The organism is Mycobacterium sp. 852014-52450_SCH5900713 (assembly GCF_001667075.1).
In the GTDB taxonomy this organism is placed as follows: domain Bacteria; phylum Actinomycetota; class Actinomycetes; order Mycobacteriales; family Mycobacteriaceae; genus Mycobacterium.
In genome coordinates, this window is record NZ_LZIL01000003.1 from 152,961 (window position 1) to 171,730 (window position 18,770).

Sequence of the window (18,770 nt, forward strand, 5' to 3'; positions counted from 1 at the left end):
CATCGCCGACATCTTGCCCCTCACACCCCTGCAGGAGGGACTGCTGTTCCACACCGCTCCCGCTCTCGGTGACCTGTATGCGATGCAACTCGACATCACCGTCGCCGGTCCACTGCACCCCGACCGACTACACGACGCCGTGCAAACCGTCATCAGGCGCCACCCCAACCTCGCCGCCCGCTGCTGCCCGCAATTCGACGAACCCGTGCAGATCATTCCTGTCGACCCTGAAATACCCTGGCAATACCTCGATTACGACTCCCAGCCCGACGGGGGCGCCGAGCGACTGTGCGCCGCGGAACGCGCCGCGGTCTGCGACCTGGCCGGGGGCGCGTCGACCTTCCGGGCGGCGTTGATCCGCACCGCCGAAGACCAGCACCGCATAGTGTTGACTTTCCACCACATCGTGCTCGACGGCTGGTCGCTACCGATACTGATGCAGGAGATCTTCGCCAGCTACCAGGGCCAGCAGCTGCCGCCGGCCACACCCTACCGCCGGTTCGTCACCTGGCTGGCCGAGCGAGACCTCGACGCCGCCAGGGCGGCCTGGCACAACACCCTCGCGGGCTTCGACACTCCCACGCTCGTCGCCCCGCCGGCCCGGATCAGGCCCGGCGCCAAGGCCACTAGCGCGTTTGCGATGACCGGGTCCACCACATCGGCGTTGAACGAGCTGGCGCGATCCCAGCACACCACCGTCAACACCGTCCTGCAGGCAGCATGGGCGCAACTGCTGATGGGCATGACCGGCCAGCGCGACATTGTCTTCGGCACCGCCGTCTCCGGGCGTCCCGTCGAGCTGGCCGGTGCCGACACCATGGTGGGGCTGCTGATCAACACCGTTCCGGTGCGGGCCACGATCAGACCAACCACCACCACCGCCGGCCTGCTCGGCCAACTCCATGCCGCGCACAACCACACCCTCGACCATCAACACCTGGCGCTCAACGAGATTCACCGCACGACCGGTCACGACCAACTTTTCGACACCCTGTTCGTCTACGAGAACTACCCGATCGGCTCCACCACGCTGGCGGGCGCGGACGGGCTGACCATCACCGCGTTCGACGGCCACGAGGCCAACCATTACCCACTGACCATGCAGGCCACGCCCGGACCCGAACTGAGCTTCCGGATCGAGTACGACACCGGCGTATTCGACGCCGCAAGCATTGACACGCTCATCGACCGGCTGCGGCGGATCGTCGCGGCGATGATCGCTGATCCGCAACTCCCACTGTCGGCGCTCGACCTGCTCGACGCCGACGAGCGCAACCGCCTCGACGACATGGGCAACCGGGCGGCTCTGGGCGGACCCGCACCGGCGTGGGTGTCGATCCCGGAACTGTTCGCCGGCCAGGTAGCCAGCTCGCCGCGGGCGGTGGCCATCCGTTGCGCGGGCCGGTCGTTGACCTATCGGGACGTCGACGAGGCGTCGAATCACTTGGCGCATTCACTGTCTGGTCTCGGCGCCGGCCCCGGCGCGCGGGTGGCGCTGCTGTTGGAACGCTCCGCCGAAGCTGTCATCGCCATGCTCGCGGTCCTCAAGACCGGGGCGGCGTACCTGGCGATCGATCCGGCCCTGCCCGACGAGCGGATCGGATTCATGTTGGGTGACGCCGCGCCGATCATCGCGGTCACCACCACCGCCCTGCGCCCACGGCTGGCCGGGCACGCCCTCGCCGTCATCGATATCACCGACGACCGCACGACCGCTCAACCCCGCTCCACCCTCCGGGCGCCCGCTGCGGACGATATCGCCTACCTCATTTACACGTCGGGCACCACGGGAGTGCCCAAAGGGGTTGCGATCAGCCATCGCAACCTGGCCCACCTGGTGGAGTCGGCGTCGGCCCATTTACCCGCGGAGCAGGTGTGGACGCAGTGTCACTCCTATGCGTTCGACTTCTCCGTGTGGGAGATCTGGGCCGCCCTGCTGGGTGGTGGGCGCCTGGTGGTGGTGCCCGACCAGGTGACCAGATCACCGGACGACTTGCGCGCCCTGCTCATCGCCGAGGGCGTCACCGTGCTCACCCAAACGCCGTCGGCGGCCGCGGCGCTCCCCCCGCAAGGGCTGGAGTCGGTGGCGCTATTGCTCGGCGGCGAGGCCTGCCCGCCCGAGCTGGTGGACCGGTGGGCACCGGGGCGGGTGGTGATCAACGCCTACGGCCCCACCGAAACCACCGTCTACGCAACGCTCAGCGCCCCGCTGACGACGGGTTCGGGGACGGTCCCCATCGGCGCACCCGTACCCACAGCGGCATTGTTCGTCCTCGACGAATGGCTGCACCCGGTGCCGCCCGGAGTGGTCGGCGAACTGTACGTGGCCGGACGCGGCGTCGGCGTCGGCTACATCGGCCGGCCCGGGCTGACCGCAGGGCGGTTCGTGCCGTGCCCCTACGGCGGGCCCGGCGCGCGGATGTACCGCAGCGGTGACCTGGTGCGCTGGGGAGCCGACGGGCAACTGCGTTACCTCGGTCGCGCCGACGAGCAGGTCAAAATCCGCGGCTACCGAATCGAACTCGGCGAAATCCAGGCCGCGCTGGCCGAAATCGACGGCGTCGAACAGGCCGCGGTCATCACCCGCGAGGACGTTCCCGGCGCCAAACGACTGGTCGGATACGTCGTCGAAACCGCCCCCGGCACCGTCGATCCCGTTGCGGTGCGCGCCGCGCTGGCCGTGCGGCTGCCGGGTCACATGGTTCCCCAGGCGATCGTGGTGCTGAACGCGCTGCCGCTGACGGTCAACGGCAAACTCGACACCCGGGCCCTGCCCCCGCCCGACTACGCCCCCGGGCACTACTGGGCCCCCGCTTCCGCCGCTGAAGAGATCCTGGCCGGCATCTACGCCCAGGTGCTGGGCGTCGAACGCGTCGGTGCTGATGACTCGTTCTTCGACCTGGGCGGGGACTCGCTGTCGGCGATGCGTTTGATCGCCGCCGTCAACACCGGGCTGGACGCGAACCTCGCCGTGCACGAATTGTTCGACGCGCCAACGGTTGCGCAACTGACGTCGCGCCTCGACGACGAGACCCATCGCCGTGAGCCATTGCGGGCGTACCGGCGCCCGGCGATGATCCCCCTCTCGTTCACCCAGAACCGGCTGTGGGTTCTCGACCAGTTGCAGGGATCCTCCTCGGTTTACAACATTCCGGTGGCCCTGCAGTTGCGCGGCCCGCTCGACGCCGAAGCGCTCGGCGCAGCGCTGGCCGACGTGGTGGCCCGGCACGAAAGCCTGCGCACGACATTTCCCGCACTGGATGGGCTACCGCAGCAACTCGTCATCCCCGCCGAGCGGGCGGATTTCGGCTGGGAAGTCATCGACGCCACCGGATGGCCGTCCGGCCGACTCGACGAGGCAATCGACGAAGCGGCGCGTCACCCCTTTACCTTGGAGACCGACATCCCCCTGCGCGCGACGCTTTTCCGGGTCGCCGATGAGGTGCACGTGCTGGTGTGCGCAGTACACCACATCGCCTTCGATGGGTGGTCGGTGGCGCCGATGATCCGCGACATCGGCGAGGCCTATGCCAGCCGATGCGACGGGCGGCTCCCGGGATGGCCTGAATTGCCGCTGCAATACGTGGATTACACGCTGTGGCAGCGGGCGCAGTTCGGTGCGCTCGACGACGGTCACAGCCGGATCGCCGCCCAGCTGAAGTATTGGGAAGACGCCCTGGCCGACCTGCCCGAGCGCCTCGAATTGCCGACGGACCGGCCCTATCCCTCGGTGGCAGATCAGCGTGGTGCCAAAGTAACCGTGGACTGGCCGGCCGAGCTGCAGCGCCGCATACGCCAAGTGGCCCGCGACCTCAACGCGACCAGTTTCATGGTGGTGCAGACCGCCTTGGCGGTACTGCTGTCGCGGCTCAGTGCGAGTTCCGATGTGGCCGTGGGATTTCCGATCGCCGGGCGTGGTGACCCCGGGCTCGATGACCTGGTGGGATTCTTCGTCAACACGCTGGTGTTGCGGGTCGACGTAGCCGGTGACCCAACCGCCGCCGAGCTGCTGGCCCAGGTTCGCCGGCGCAGCCTGCTGGCCTTCGAGCATCAAGACGTGCCGTTCGAGGTGCTCGTCGAGCGGCTCAACCCCACCCGGTCGCTGAGCCATCATCCGCTGGTTCAGGTGGCGTTGGCGTGGCAGAACCTGCCCGGGCACGCCAGCGACCCCACCGCTGTGCCGGCGTTGGGTGACGTGCGGGTTACCGAGCTGCCGCTGGACACCCACAGTGCCCGCATGGACCTGACCTTCTCGCTGTCCGAACACTGGACCGACGCCAACGCGCCCGACGGCATCCGAGGCGCGGTTGAATTCCGCACCGACGTGTTCGACCCCGACAGCATCACCACTCTTGTCGATCGGTTCCAGCGCATCCTGGTGGCGATGACCGCCGATCCCCGGGCGCGGTTGTCGACGATCGATGTGTTGGATGCTGACGAGCACGCCCGTCTGGACAAGACGGGTAACCGGGCAATCCTGACCCGGCCGGCGCCCGGGCCGGTCTCCATACCGGCCCTGTTTGCCGGCCACGTGACCCGCACCCCCGACGCGGTCGCCATCAGCGACGGGGGACGCAGCTGCACTTACCGCGAATTGGACGCGGCATCAAACCGGTTGGCGCACTTCCTGACCAGGAATGGCGCCGGTCCCGGTGAGAGCGTGGCGCTGCTGTTCTCCCGCTCGGCCGAGGCCGTCATCGCGATCTTGGCGGTGCTCAAGACCGGGGCGGCTTATCTGCCTCTGGACCCCGCGCTACCGGCGGGCCGGATCGATTTCATGCTCGCCGATGCCGGGCCTATCGCCGCGATCACCACCGCGGCCCTGCGCTCGCGGCTGGATGGGCACCGGCTGACCGTCCTCGACGTGGAAGACGTCGCCGTGGACACCCAGCCGAGCACACCGCTGCCTGCGCCCGCCCCCGACGACATCGCGTATCTCATCTACACCTCAGGGACCACCGGTGTGCCGAAAGGTGTTGCCATCACTCACCACAACGTCACGCAGTTGTTGGCCTCATTGGACGCCGGCCTTCCGCCCAAAGGCGTTTGGCCGCAGTGTCATTCCCTGGCCTTCGACGTCTCGGTGTGGGAGATCTTCGGCGCCCTGTTGCGTGGCGGGCACGTGGTGGTGGTGAACGAAGACGTGACCACGTCACCGGCCGACTTCCACGATGCGCTGGTGACCGGTGAAGTCGATGTGCTTACCCAAACCCCTTCCGCGGTGGGTGTGTTGTCACCCGAAGGCCTGGAGTCGGCGGCTCTGGTGGTGGTCGGTGAGGCTTGCGCCCCCGAAGTGGTCGATCGATGGGCGCCCGGACGAGTGATGATCAATGCCTACGGTCCGACCGAGACGACGATGTGTGTCGCGATCAGTGCGCCGTTGACCGCCGGATCGGGGACGGTGCCCATCGGCACCCCGGTGCCCGGGGCGGCGTTGTTCGTCCTCGACGAGTCGTTGCTTCAGGTACCGCCGGGGGTGGTTGGTGAGCTCTACATCGCCGGCCGCGGCGTCGGTGTCGGTTATCTGCGTCGGGCGGGACTGACCGCGGCCCGATTTGTGGCCTGCCCCTTCGGAGGCCCCGGGGCGCGCATGTATCGCACCGGAGATCTGGTGCGGTGGGGCCGTGACGGACAACTGCACTACCTCGGACGCGCCGACCAACAGGTCAAGATCCGCGGTTATCGCGTCGAACTCGGCGAAATCCAGTTGGCGCTGGCCGCTCTCGAGGGCGTCGACCACGCTGCCGTCGTCGCCCGCGAAGATCATCCCGGCGACAAACGACTCGTCGGCTATATCACCGGCACCGCCGAGCCGGCCGCCGTCCGTACCGCCTTGGCTGAGCGGCTGCCGGGCTACATGGTTCCCGCCGCCGTTATCGCATTGGACGCGCTGCCCTTGACGGCCAACAAGAAGCTCGACACCCGCGCCCTTCCGGCGCCCGACTATTCCAATGTCGATAACTACCGTCCCCCGACCGACGCCGTCGAGGAAATCCTTGCGGGCATCTACGCCCAAGTCCTGGGACTCGAGCGGGTAGGAGTCGACGACTCCTTCTTCGACCTTGGCGGCGACAGCATTTCGTCGATGCAAGTGGTCGCCCGCGCCCGCGCCGCCGGACTCGTGTGCCGCCCGCGCGACATCTTCGTCGAACAGACCGTTGCCCGACTGGCCCGCGTCGCCCACGCCACCGAGGGTCTGGAAGCCGCTGCGGACGAGGGCATCGGCCCCGTACCGGTCACCCCGATCATGCATTGGCTGCACGACATCGACGGCCCCGTGGATCAGTTCAACCAGACGATGGTGCTACAGGCGCCGCCCGGGGTCACCCACGCGGACGTGGTGGTGGTCCTGCAAGCCCTGCTGGACCATCACGCCATGCTGCGGCTGCACGTCGCCGAGGGCGATGCCGGCGAGTGGACACTGACCGCGCGCGAGGCCGGTGCGGTGGATGCCGGCGGCTGCCTGTACGCCGTCGATGCGTTCACCGACGGCGCGGTGGCGGACGCCCGGGCACGGCTGAGCCCCGCCGGCGGGAGAATGGTCAGCGCGCTGTGGGTGGCCGACACCGGCCAGCTGGCGCTGATCATTCACCATCTTGCCGTCGATGCGGTGTCCTGGCGAATCCTCTTGGAGGACATCAACATCGCCTGGGCTCAACACGCCGGTGGTCAGCTAATCGAACTGCCCGCGGGCGGAACGTCGTTCCAGCGGTGGGCATCGCTGCTCGCCGAGCACGCCGACCAGCCCGAAATCGTGAACCACGCCAAGACCTGGCAACGGGTGGCGACGACGCAGGCCGCGCTCACACCACCAAAGCCCGAGAGTGATACCTACGCGAGCGCGGGGCATCTGACGGTTTCGCTGGACACCGAGACCACCCGCCTACTGCTCGGTGAGGTACCCGCGGCCTTTCACGCCGGCATCCAAGACATCCTGTTGATCGCCTTCGGTTTGGCGTGGGCCGAGTTTTCGGGCTCGGAGCGTGGCGGGCCTATCGGAATCGACGTCGAGGGCCACGGCCGTTACGAGGATCTCGCCCCTGATGTCGACCTGTCCCGCACCGTGGGCTGGTTCACCACCAAGTACCCCGTGGCGCTGGCAGTCGACGGGCTGCACTGGGCCCAGCTGGTGACCGGTGACGCTGCAGTCGGCCCGATCGTCAAGCGGGGCAAGGAACAGCTTCGCGACCTGCCCGACGCCATAACGTACGGCCTGCTGCGCTACCTCAACCGAGATGCCGCGCTCCCCGAATCCGACCCGACGATCGGGTTCAATTACTTTGGGCGGCTAGGCGCGGCCGAGGACTCCGCCGAACTGTGGCGGATCAGCCGAGACGGTCTCGCGGTCTCCGCCTCCGCCGCGGCGGGGCCCATGCCGCTGGCTCACACGCTGGAACTCAACGCCAGCACAGTCGACACGGCCACCGGTCCTCACCTGCATGCCGACTGGACCTGGGCCCCTTCGGCGCTCGATCACACCCAGGTCGCCCGGCTCAGCCAGCTGTGGTTCGACGCGCTGACCGGCATCTGTGCCCACGTTCAACGCGGGGGCGGCGGCCTGACTCCGTCCGACGTCTTCCCCGCCCACCTCACCCAACGGCAGATCGACGAGCTGCAGCAGCATCACCGAATCGCCGACATCCTGCCGCTCACCCCGCTCCAGCAGGGATTGCTGTTCCACTCCGCCCGACAGAACAGCGACAACGACCTGTACGCAATGCAACTCGACATCACCGTCGCCGGCCCGCTTCACCCCGAACGCCTGCACGACGCAGTGGACGCCGTCATCGCCCGTCACCCGCAACTGGCCGCCCGATTCTGCAGTCAATTCGACCAACCGGTGCAAGTCATCCCCGCCGATCCGCAATCTATCTGGCAATTCCTCGAATTCGAGACCGATGTCGACGAGCAGGTCCGACGGATATGCGCCGCGGAGCGCGCCGCGGTCTGCGACCTCAGGGGCTCGCCGGCTTTTCGCGTTGCTCTGCTCCGTACCGGGCCGGAACGGCATCGGGTCATCCTGACCAATCACCACATCGTGCTCGACGGGTGGTCGTTACCGATCCTGCTGCAAGAGATCTTCGCCAGTTATTACCGCCAGCGACTGCCGGCCGCCGGGTCGTATCGACGGTTCGTCACGTGGCTCGCCGAGCGCGACCTGGCCGCCGCCCGGGCGGCCTGGGGTGACGTGCTGGCCGGTTTCGATGTTCCCACGCTGGTCGGGCCGCCGGGCCGGTCAAAGCTGGGACCGCGAGGCGTTGCCTCGGCCCGGGTTCCGGAGGCCACCACCCAGGCCGTGAACGAGCTGGCCAGATCCTGTCGCACTACCGTCAACACGGTGCTTCAGGGCGCCTGGGCGCAGGTGCTGATGTCGATGACCGGCCGGCGTGATGTCGTCTTCGGCGCCGCGGTCTCGGGACGGCCCACCGAGGTGACCGATGCGGAATCCATTGTGGGACTGATGATCAACACCGTCCCGGTGCGGGCCACCATCACACCGGCGACCACGATCGCCGACCTGCTCGACCAGCTCCAGAGTGCCCACAACCACACCCTCGACCATCAACATCTGGCGCTCAACGAAATTCACCGCATCACCGGGCACGACCAGTTGTTCGACACGCTGTTTGTGTTTGAGAACTACCCCATCGACACCACCGCGCTGCTCAACAACAACGGACTTGCCATCACCGATTTCACCGGCACCGAATCCAGCCATTACCCGCTGACGATGCAGGCCCGGCCGGACCGCGAATTGATCCTTCGCGTCGAGTACGACAGCCACGTGTTCGATGCGGCCGCCATCGAATCATTGATCGAGCGCTTCCAGCGGGCATTGGTGGCGATGACCAGCGATCTGGGCGGCCAATCGTGACCACCAATCCAACACGGCGGCTGTTGTCCATCGATCTGCTCAACGAGTCTGAGCACGCACACCTGGATGAGTGGAGCAACCGCGCGATATTGGCCAAGGCCTCGGCGCCCGTGTCGATTCCGACGCTGTTCTCCACCCAGGTGGAGCGCGCGCCCGAGGCGGTGGCAGTCACCTTCGAGGGCCGCTCGATGACCTACGGCGAGCTCGATCAGGTATCGAACCGGCTGGCGCACTTGCTGGTTGGATCTGGCGCCGGCCCGGGTGCGTGCGTGGCCGTGCTGCTCTCAAGGTCCGCGGAGGCGATTGTGGCGATCCTGGCGGTACTCAAAACCGGTGCGGCGTATCTGCCGATCGATCCGGCGGTGCCCGCCTCCCGGATCGAATTCATGATCGCCGACGCCGCGCCCATGGCCGCGGTCACCACCGCCGCGCAGGCCGGGCGGCTGCACGGATGTGGGCTGGCCGTCGTCGAGGTCGACGACCCATGCATCGACACCCAGCCGGACACCCCGCTGCCGGGCCCGGCCCCGGACGACATCGCCCACATCATCTACACATCGGGCACCACCGGTGTCCCGAAAGGGGTTGCGGTTACCCACCACAACGTCACCCGGCTGTTCGACTCACTCGACGTCGGGCTGGAACTGACTCCGGCACAGGTGTGGAGCCAGTGCCACTCTTACGCGTTCGACTTCTCGGTGTGGGAGATCTGGGGCGCGCTGCTGTTCGGCGGGCGGCTGGTCGTGGTGCCCGAGGCGGTGGCCGGCGCACCGTCGGACCTCCACGCCCTGCTCGTCACCGAACACGTCACCGTCTTGAGCCAGACCCCCTCAGCGGCGGCCGCACTCTCCACCGAGGAATTGGAGTCGGTGGCGCTGATGGCCGCGGGTGAGGCCTGCCCCGCCGACCTGGTCGACCGCTGGGCACCCGGGCGCGTGATGATCAACGGCTACGGCCCAACCGAAACCACCGTCTACGCCACGATCAGCGCCCCGCTCAGCCCCGATTCGACGGTGGTGCCCATCGGGACGCCCGTGCCGGGGGCGGCGCTGTTCGTCCTCGACGAGTTGCTGCACCCGGTTCCGCCCGGATCGGTCGGCGAACTCTACGTGGCCGGCCAGGGCGTCGGGGTCGGGTATGTGCGCCGGCCGGGGCTGACCGCGTCACGGTTCGTTTCCTGTCCCTTCGGCGGAGCGGGGACGCGGATGTATCGCACCGGGGATCTGGTGCGGTGGGGCCCCGATGGGCAACTGCAGTATCTGGGTCGCGCCGACCAACAGGTCAAGATCCGGGGCTACCGCATCGAACTCGGTGAAATCCAGGCGGCCCTGACCGCACTGGACGGGGTCGACCAGGCCGCGGCCATCGCGCGCGAAGATCGCCCCGGCGACAAACGGCTGGTCGGCTATATCACCGGGACCGCCGACCCGGCCACCGCGCGTGCCGCGCTGGCCGAGCGGTTGCCGAGCTACATGGTGCCCGCGGCGATCGTGATGCTGCCGGCACTCCCCTTGACGGTCAACGGGAAACTCGATACCCGCGCCCTGCCAGTGCCGGAATACCAAGCTGCCGAACACTATCGCGCCCCGACCAACGCCGCCGAAGAGATCCTGGCCGGCATCTACGCACAAGTGCTCGGGCTCGACCGGGTCGGCATCGACGACTCGTTCTTCGACCTGGGCGGGAATTCGGTGTCCGCGATGCGTCTGGTCGCCGCGATCAGCACCGCGCTCGACACCGACCTCGACGTGCACACGTTGTTCGACTTTCCCACCATCGCCCAGCTGGCGCCCCGTATCGGCGACGAGGCAGGGCGGCGCAAGCCGTTGGTGGCTGTCGAGCGCCCGGCGGTGGTGCCGTTGTCTTTCGCCCAGAATCGGTTGTGGTTCCTCGACCAATTGCTCGGCCCCTCAGCGGTTTACAACATGGCGGTGGCATTGCGGTTGTGCGGGCGCCTTGATGTCCACGCGCTGGGTGCCGCGCTGGTCGACGTGATCGCACGTCATGAGAGCCTGCGCACGGTGATTGCCGCGCCCGACGGCATACCCCAGCAGCGGGTCGTGTCCGTCGAGCGGACCGACTTGAGGTGGGAGATCGTCGACGCCGCCGCATGGTCGCCGAGCCGGCTGAGTGAGGCCGTCGAGCAGGCAGCGGCTCACAAGTTTGACCTGGCAACCGAGATACCGCTGCGTGCAAGGCTTTTCCGTGTCGCCGACGATGAGCACGTGTTGGTCGGCGTGGTGCACCATATCGCCGCCGACGGCTGGTCGATCACGCCGCTGTTGCGTGATCTGGGCAAGGCGTATGCCAGCCGGAGCGCGGGGCGCACCCCGGGCTGGGCTGACTTGCCGGTGCAGTACGTGGATTACACGTTGTGGCAACGCGAACGTTTCGGCGATCTCGACGACGGCAACAGCCCCATCGCCGGGCAGCTGGCCTACTGGCGGGACGCCCTGGCCGGGATGCCCGAATTCCTGCAGCTGCCAACCGATCGGCCGTATCCGCCGGTGGCCGACCTGCACGGCTCCAAGGCCGACGTGGACTGGCCGGCGGAGCTCCAGCAACGAGTGCGCCAGCTCGCCGGTGAGCACAACGCGACCAGCTTCATGGTGGTTCAGACCGCCCTGGCGGTGCTGCTGTCGGCGCTCAGCGCGAGTTCCGATGTGGCGGTGGGGTTTCCGATCGCCGGGCGTGGCGATCCCGCGCTCGACGAGTTGGTCGGGTTCTTCGTCAACACCCTGGTGTTGCGGGTCGATCTGGCCGGAGATCCCAGCTTCGGCGACCTGCTGGGCCAGGTGCGCAGGCGCAGCCTCGCCGCCTACGATCACCAAGACGTGCCCTTCGAGGTGCTGGTCGAGCGGCTCAACCCAACCCGGTCCTTAGCCCATCACCCCCTGGTCCAGGTGATGCTGTCCTGGCAGAACCTCTCCGGGCACGAAAACCACGACCCCGCCGCCGGATTGGCGTTGGGCGATGTGCGAGCCACCCAGGTGCCGGTGAACACCCACACCGCCCGCATGGACCTGTCGTTCTCGCTTGCCGAACGCTTCACCGAGGCGGGCGAGCCCGCCGGCATCGGCGGGGCGGTCGAATTCCGCAGCGACTTGTTCGACACGGCAACCGTCGCCGCACTCATCGAGCGGTTCGAACGCGTGTTGGACGCGATGACCGCCTACCCGGACCAGCGGTTGTCGTCGCTGGATGTGCTGGATGCCGCCGAGCATGCCCGGTTGGATGAGCTCGGCAACCGGGCGGTCTTGACCGAGCCGACGCCCGCGCCCGTGTCCGTTCCGGAGTTGTTCGGCGGCCACGTGGCCGGCTCGCCGCAGGCGGTCGCGATCCGCAGTGGCGGCCGTTCACTGACCTATCGGGAACTCGACGAGGCCGCGAACCGGTTGGCGCACCGGTTGAGCGCCGACGGGGTGGGGCCGGGCTCGTGTGTGGCGCTGTTGTTGGAGCGATCCGCGCAGGCGGTGGCGACGATGCTGGCCGTACTCAAGTCCGGGGCAACGTATCTGGCGATCGACCCCGCGCTGCCCGACGCCCGGATCGAGTTCATGATCGCCGATGCCGCGCCGGTCGCCGCTCTCACCACCGCGCGCCTGCGGTCGCGACTGAACGGGTACAGCATGTCGGTCATCGACGTCGACGACCCTGCTGTGGACCGTCAACCCGGCACCGCGCTGCCCGCACCCGACCCGGACGACATCGCCTACCTCATCTACACCTCGGGCACTACCGGTGTCCCCAAAGGTGTTGCCATCAGCCATCGCAACCTGACCCACCTGGCGCAGTCAGCACCCCCGGGCCTACCCGGCGCCCAGGTCTGGACCCAATGCCACTCTTATGCCTTCGACTTCTCGGTGTGGGAAATCTGGGCCGCGCTGCTCGGCGGCGGGCGGCTGGTCGTGGTGCCCGACGAGCTAGCCGCCTCGCCGGAGGACTTCCACGCCTTACTGGTCGACGAAGGGGTGAACGTGCTCACCCAGACCCCGTCCGCGGCGGCCGCGCTCGCACCGCAGGGGCTGGATTCGGTGGCGCTGCTGCTGGGTGGTGAGGCCGTCCCCGCCGAGGTGGTGGATCGCTGGGCACCCGGGCGGGTGGTGGTCAACGCCTACGGGCCGACCGAGGCGACGGTGTACGCGTCGATGAGCCGGCCGCTGGCAGCGGGGTGCGGGGCGGCGCCGATCGGCGGCCCGGTCGCCACCGCGGCGTTGTTCGTCCTCGACGAATGGCTGCGCCCCGCGCCGCCCGGGGTGGTCGGCGAGTTGTATGTGGCCGGCCGCGGCGTGGGGGTCGGGTATGTGCGCCGGGCCGGATTGACCGCGTCGCGCTTTGTCCCCTGTCCCTTCGGCGAACCCGGGACGCGCATGTATCGCACCGGCGACCTCGTGCGGTGGGGTCCCGACGGGCAGCTGCGCTACCTCGGACGCGCCGATGATCAGGTGAAGATCCGCGGGTACCGCATCGAACTCGGCGAGATCCAGACCGCGCTGGCGGGGCTGGACGGCGTTGAGCAGGCGGTGGTGATCGCCCGTGAGGACCGTCCGGGCGACAAACGCCTGGTCGGCTACATCACCGGAACGGCGGGCCCCGCCGAGGCGCGCGCCCAGCTGTCCGAGCGGCTCCCGGCCTATATGGTTCCCGCCGCGGTGGTGGGCATCGACGCATTGCCGTTGACGGTCAACAACAAGCTCGACACTCGCGCCCTGCCGGCACCGGAATACGGGGACGTCGATCATTACCGCGCGCCGACCAACGCGGTCGAGGAGGTCCTGGCCGGCATCTACGCCCAGGTGCTCGGGCTTCAGCGGGTGGGGGTTGACGAGTCATTCTTCGACCTGGGCGGGGACAGCATCTTGTCGATGCAGGTGGTGGCCCAGGCGCGGGCGGCCGGGCTGACGTGTCGGCCGCGCGACATCTTCGTCGAGCAGACCGTGGCCCGGCTGGCCCGCGTGGCCGCGGTGGCCGGCGTCGAAACCGTTCCGGTCGATGAGGGCGTCGGGCCGCTGCCGGCCACCCCGATCATGCGCTGGCTTTACACCGTGGCCGGGCCGATCGACCAGTTCAACCAGACGATGGTGGTCCAGGCACCCGCCGGGGTCACCGAGGCCGACGTGGTGATCGTTCTTCAGGCGTTGCTGGACCGGCACGCCATGCTGCGGCTACGCGCCGGCACCGACGATGCCGGCGACCTGTCGCTCCACGTGCCCGAACCGGGTTCGGTCGACTCCGATGCTTGCCTGCGGATCGTTGACGCGCTCTCCGGCGAGGCGCTGTCAGACGCCCGGTCACGGTTGAACCCGGCTGACGGGGCAATGGTTCGCGCACTGTGGGCGACCGCGACCGGCCAGTTGGCGCTGGTCATTCACCACCTGGCCATCGACGCGGTGTCCTGGCGAATCCTGTTGGAGGATTTGAACATCGCGTGGGGTCAGCATCGCGGCGGACAACCGATCGCGCTGCCGGCAGCGGGGACCTCATTTGCCCGCTGGGCCGCACTGCTCGACGAGCACGCCCACGCCCCCGCGGTCGCCAACCAGGCCGACCGCTGGCGAAAGGTGTTGGCGCTCCCGGCCGCGCTGCCGCCGGTACAACCCGAGGTGGATACCTATGCCGGCGCCGGGCACCTGACGGCAACACTGGACGCCGAGACAACCCGCCTGCTGCTGGGTGAGGTGCCCGCGGCGTTTCACACCGGCATCACCGACATCCTGCTGATCGCCTTCGGCATGGCCTGGGCCGAATACTTCGGCGCCGACGGTGGCGCACCCATCGGCATCGACGTCGAAGGCCACGGGCGCCATGACGACCTGTTCGGGGGCGTCGACCTGTCGCGCACGGTGGGCTGGTTCACCACCAAATACCCGGCCTCCCTGGCGGTCGGGGGGCTGCGCTGGGCTCAGGTCGTGGGCGGTGACGCGGCCCTGGGTGCGGTGATCAAAGACGCCAAGGAACAGCTCCGCGCCCTGCCCGACGGCCTGACCTTCGGGCTGCTGCGTTACCTCAACGCCGACGTCGACATGCCCGGTTCAGATCCGGCGATCGGGTTCAACTATTTGGGCCGGATGGGCGCGGGCGCCGCCGACCTCCCCCCCGACGAGCTGTGGCGCGTCAGCCAGGACGGCCTGTCGGTCGCCGCCGCGACCACCGTGCCGATGCCCTTGGGACACACCGTGGAAGTCAACGCCGTCGCGTTGGAAAACGATGACGCCGGCGCCGGCCCACACCTGCACGCGACCTGGACGTGGGCCCCTTCTGCACTGGACCACGGCCAGGTCAGCAGGCTCAGCCGGCTGTGGTTCGACGCCCTGGCCGGCATCTGCGCGCACGTCCTACGCGGCGGCGGGGGACTCACGCCCTCCGATATCGTCCCCGCCCGGCTCAGCCAGCCCCAGATCGACGAGCTGCAGCAGCGGTACCGGATCGCCGATATCTTGCCGTTGACTCCCCTGCAGCAGGGACTGCACTTTCACGCCGGCGCCGCCGGCGGCAATGACGACCTGTACGCGATGCAGCTGGACATCACCGTCACCGGCCCGCTCGACCCGCATCGCCTGCACGACGCCGTACACGCGGTGATCACCCGCCATCCCAACCTGGCCGCCCGGTTCTGCGAAGAATTCGACGCGCCGGTCCAAATCATTCCGGCCGACCCGACGCCTGCGTTTCAGTACTTCGAACTGGGCTCAGAGGAACAGGTCCAGCAGGTGTGCGCCGCCGAACGCTCCGCGGTCTGCGACCTCGCCCAGCCACCGGCTTTTCGGGTGGCTTTGATCCGCACCGCCGAAGGCCGGCACCGGGTCGTTTTGACCAATCACCACATCGTGCTCGACGGCTGGTCCCTGCCGATCCTGTTGGGGGACATCTTCGCCGGCTATTACGGACAGCGACTCCCCGCGGCCACGCCGTATCGCCGGTTCGTCGACTGGCTAGCCGATCGGGACCTGGAGGCCGCCCGCGCGGCCTGGCGCGATGTGCTGGCCGGCTTCGATACCCCCACTCTGGTGGCCCCACCTCGCCGATCGGGGCTCGGGCGGCGCGGCGTGACCGCGTCGCGGTTGCCCGAGGAGACCACCCGGGCACTGACCGACCTGGCGCGCTCGTGTCACACCACCGTCAACACCGTGCTCCAGGCGGCGTGGGCGCAGCTGCTGATGGGGCTGACCGGCCACCATGACGTCACCTTCGGCACCGCGGTATCCGGCCGGCCGACCGATGTGCCCGGCGCGGAAACGATGGTCGGCCTGTTGATCAACACGGTGCCGGTCCGCGCGACCATCACCCCGGCCACCAGCACCGTCGACCTGCTCGACCAACTGCGGAACCACCACAACCACACGCTGGAACACCAACACCTGGCGCTCACCGAGATTCACCGCGCCACCGGCCACGACCAACTCTTCGACACCCTGTTCGTCTACGAGAACTACCCGATCGACACCGCCGCATCGTTGGATGTCCGCGAGCTGGCCATCACCGACGTCGCCACCCGCGAATCCACCCACTATCCGCTCACACTGCAGGCCATGCCGGGCGACCAATTGGGCCTGCGCGTCGAATTCGACAGCGATGTCTTCGACGCGGCCGACGTCGAAGCGCTGACCGCGCGGTTGCGGCGGGTGCTGGTGGCTATGACCGCCGATCCGACGGCTCGGTTGTCGTCGACGGATGTGCTCGATGCCGACGAACACGCCCTCCTCGATGAGATCGGCAACCGCGCGGTATTGGCCCGGCCCGCGACGCCGGTGTCGATTCCGGGCCTGTTCGCCGCGCAGGCGGCGCGCACACCCGAGGCGGTGGCGGTCACGTTCGACGGCCGTTCGATGACGTACCGCGATCTTGACCTGGCATCAAACCGCTTGGCGCACTTGCTGATCGAACACGGTGTGGGACCCGGCCAGTGTGTGGCGCTGCTGTTCAATCGGTGCGCCGACGCGATCATCGCGATCCTGGCAACGCTGAAGGCGGGCGGGGCCTATTTGCCGATCGACCCGGCGCACCCGCCGGCCCGGATCCAGTTCACGATGGCGGACGCCGCGCCGATCGCCGCGGTCACCACCATCGGGCTGGCCGACCGGCTGCGCGGGTACGACGTGCCGGCCATCGCCACCGACGACCCCGCCCTTGATGCCTACCCAGAGACGGGGGTCCCGCCGCCGGGCCCCGACGACGTCGCCCACATCATCTACACCTCGGGCACCACAGGTGTCCCCAAGGGCGTCGCCGTCACCCACCACAACGTCACCCGGCTGTTCGACTCACTCGATGTCGGCGTGCAGCCCGGGCCGGAACAAGTGTGGACGCAGTGCCACTCCTATGCCTTCGACTACTCGGTCTGGGAGATCTGGGGCGCCTTGCTGCACGGCGGCCGCCTGGTCGTGGTGCCCGAGGCGGTGGCGGCCGCACCGGAGGCCTTCCACGCCTTGCTCGTGGCTGAAAGGGTCAGCGTCTTGAGCCAGACCCCGTCGGCCGTGGCGGCGCTCTCACCCGAGGGTCTCGGACCGGCGGCGTTGATGGTCGCCGCCGAGGCCTGCCCGGGCGACGTGGTGGACCGTTGGGCGCCCGGGCGGGTGATGATCAACGGCTACGGCCCGACCGAGACCACGGTTTACGCCGCGATCAGCGCCCCGCTGGCGGCGGGGTCGGCGGTGGTGCCCATCGGTGCACCGGTGCCAGGGGCGGCCCTGTTCGTGCTGGACGGCTGGCTGCGGGCGGTGCCGGTCGGCATGGTCGGGGAGTTGTACGTGGCCGGCCGCGGCGTCGGGTGCGGCTATCTGCGCCGGGCCGGGCTGACCGCATCGCGGTTTGTGGCCTGTCCGTTCGGGGAGCCCGGAACACGCATGTACCGCACCGGGGATCTGGTGCGGTGGGGCGCCGACGGGCAGCTGCAGTATCTCGGGCGCGCCGATGAGCAGGTCAAGATCCGCGGATACCGCATCGAACTCGGTGAGATTCAGGCGCCACTGGCCGCGCTGGACGGGGTGGAGCAGGCGGTGGTGATCGCCCGCGAGGACCGCCCGGGCGACAAACGATTGGTCGGCTACCTCACCGAGTCCGTCCCCGGAGCGGTGGACCCAGCCACGATCCGCGCGCGGCTCGCCGACCGGCTACCGGCCTACATGGTCCCCGCCGCGGTGATGGTCGTTCAGACACTGCCCCGCACCGTCAACGGCAAGCTCGACAGACGCGCCCTGCCGGCACCCGAATACCGGGCCGGTCCCTACCGGGCCCCCGCCGACGTGGTCGAAGAGGTCCTGGCCGGCGTGTACGCCCAGACCCTGGGCCTCGAGCGGGTCGGGGTCGACGAGTCGTTCTTCGACCTGGGCGGCGATTCGCTGTCGGCGATGCGCCTGGTCACCGCGATCAACAAAACCCTGGATACCAACCTGGCGGTGCGCACGATCTTCGACGCGCCGTCGGTCAGAAGCCTGAGCCAGCTGTTGGGTAGGGACGGCAGGCTGCTCGAAGCAGCCCCGGCCGTGAGCCCGGCCAGCGATCGGTGCTTCGCCTCCGTGCACGGAAGTGACAGCACCGATGGTGCGCGCCGGCGATCTGAGGCTGGACAAGTTCATCGACGCCCCGACACTGTCGGCGGCGCCGAGCCTGCCTCGGGCCGGTACCGAGGCGCGGACCGTCCTGCTCACCGGGGCCACCGGTTTCCTCGGCCGCTACCTGGCTCTGCAATGGCTCGAGCGAATGAAGCTGGTCGACGGCACCCTGATCTGCCTGGTGCGCGCCAAATCTGCCGACGATGCGCGACGCCGGCTGGACAAGACCTTCGACAGCGGCGACCCGGAGCTGTTGCACCACTACCAGGAACTGGCCGCCGATCATCTCCAGGTCGTCGCCGGCGATAAGGGTGAAGCCAACCTCGGCCTGGACCGGCAGACCT

Annotated in this window: 1 pseudogene; it reads left to right on the forward strand. The window is 68.6% G+C overall.

From position 1 onward, the window contains the following. Positions 1 to 10 precede the first annotated feature (10 nt). Positions 11 to 18,770: pseudogene (locus A5773_RS26720) on the forward strand (non-ribosomal peptide synthase/polyketide synthase); the annotation flags it as partial.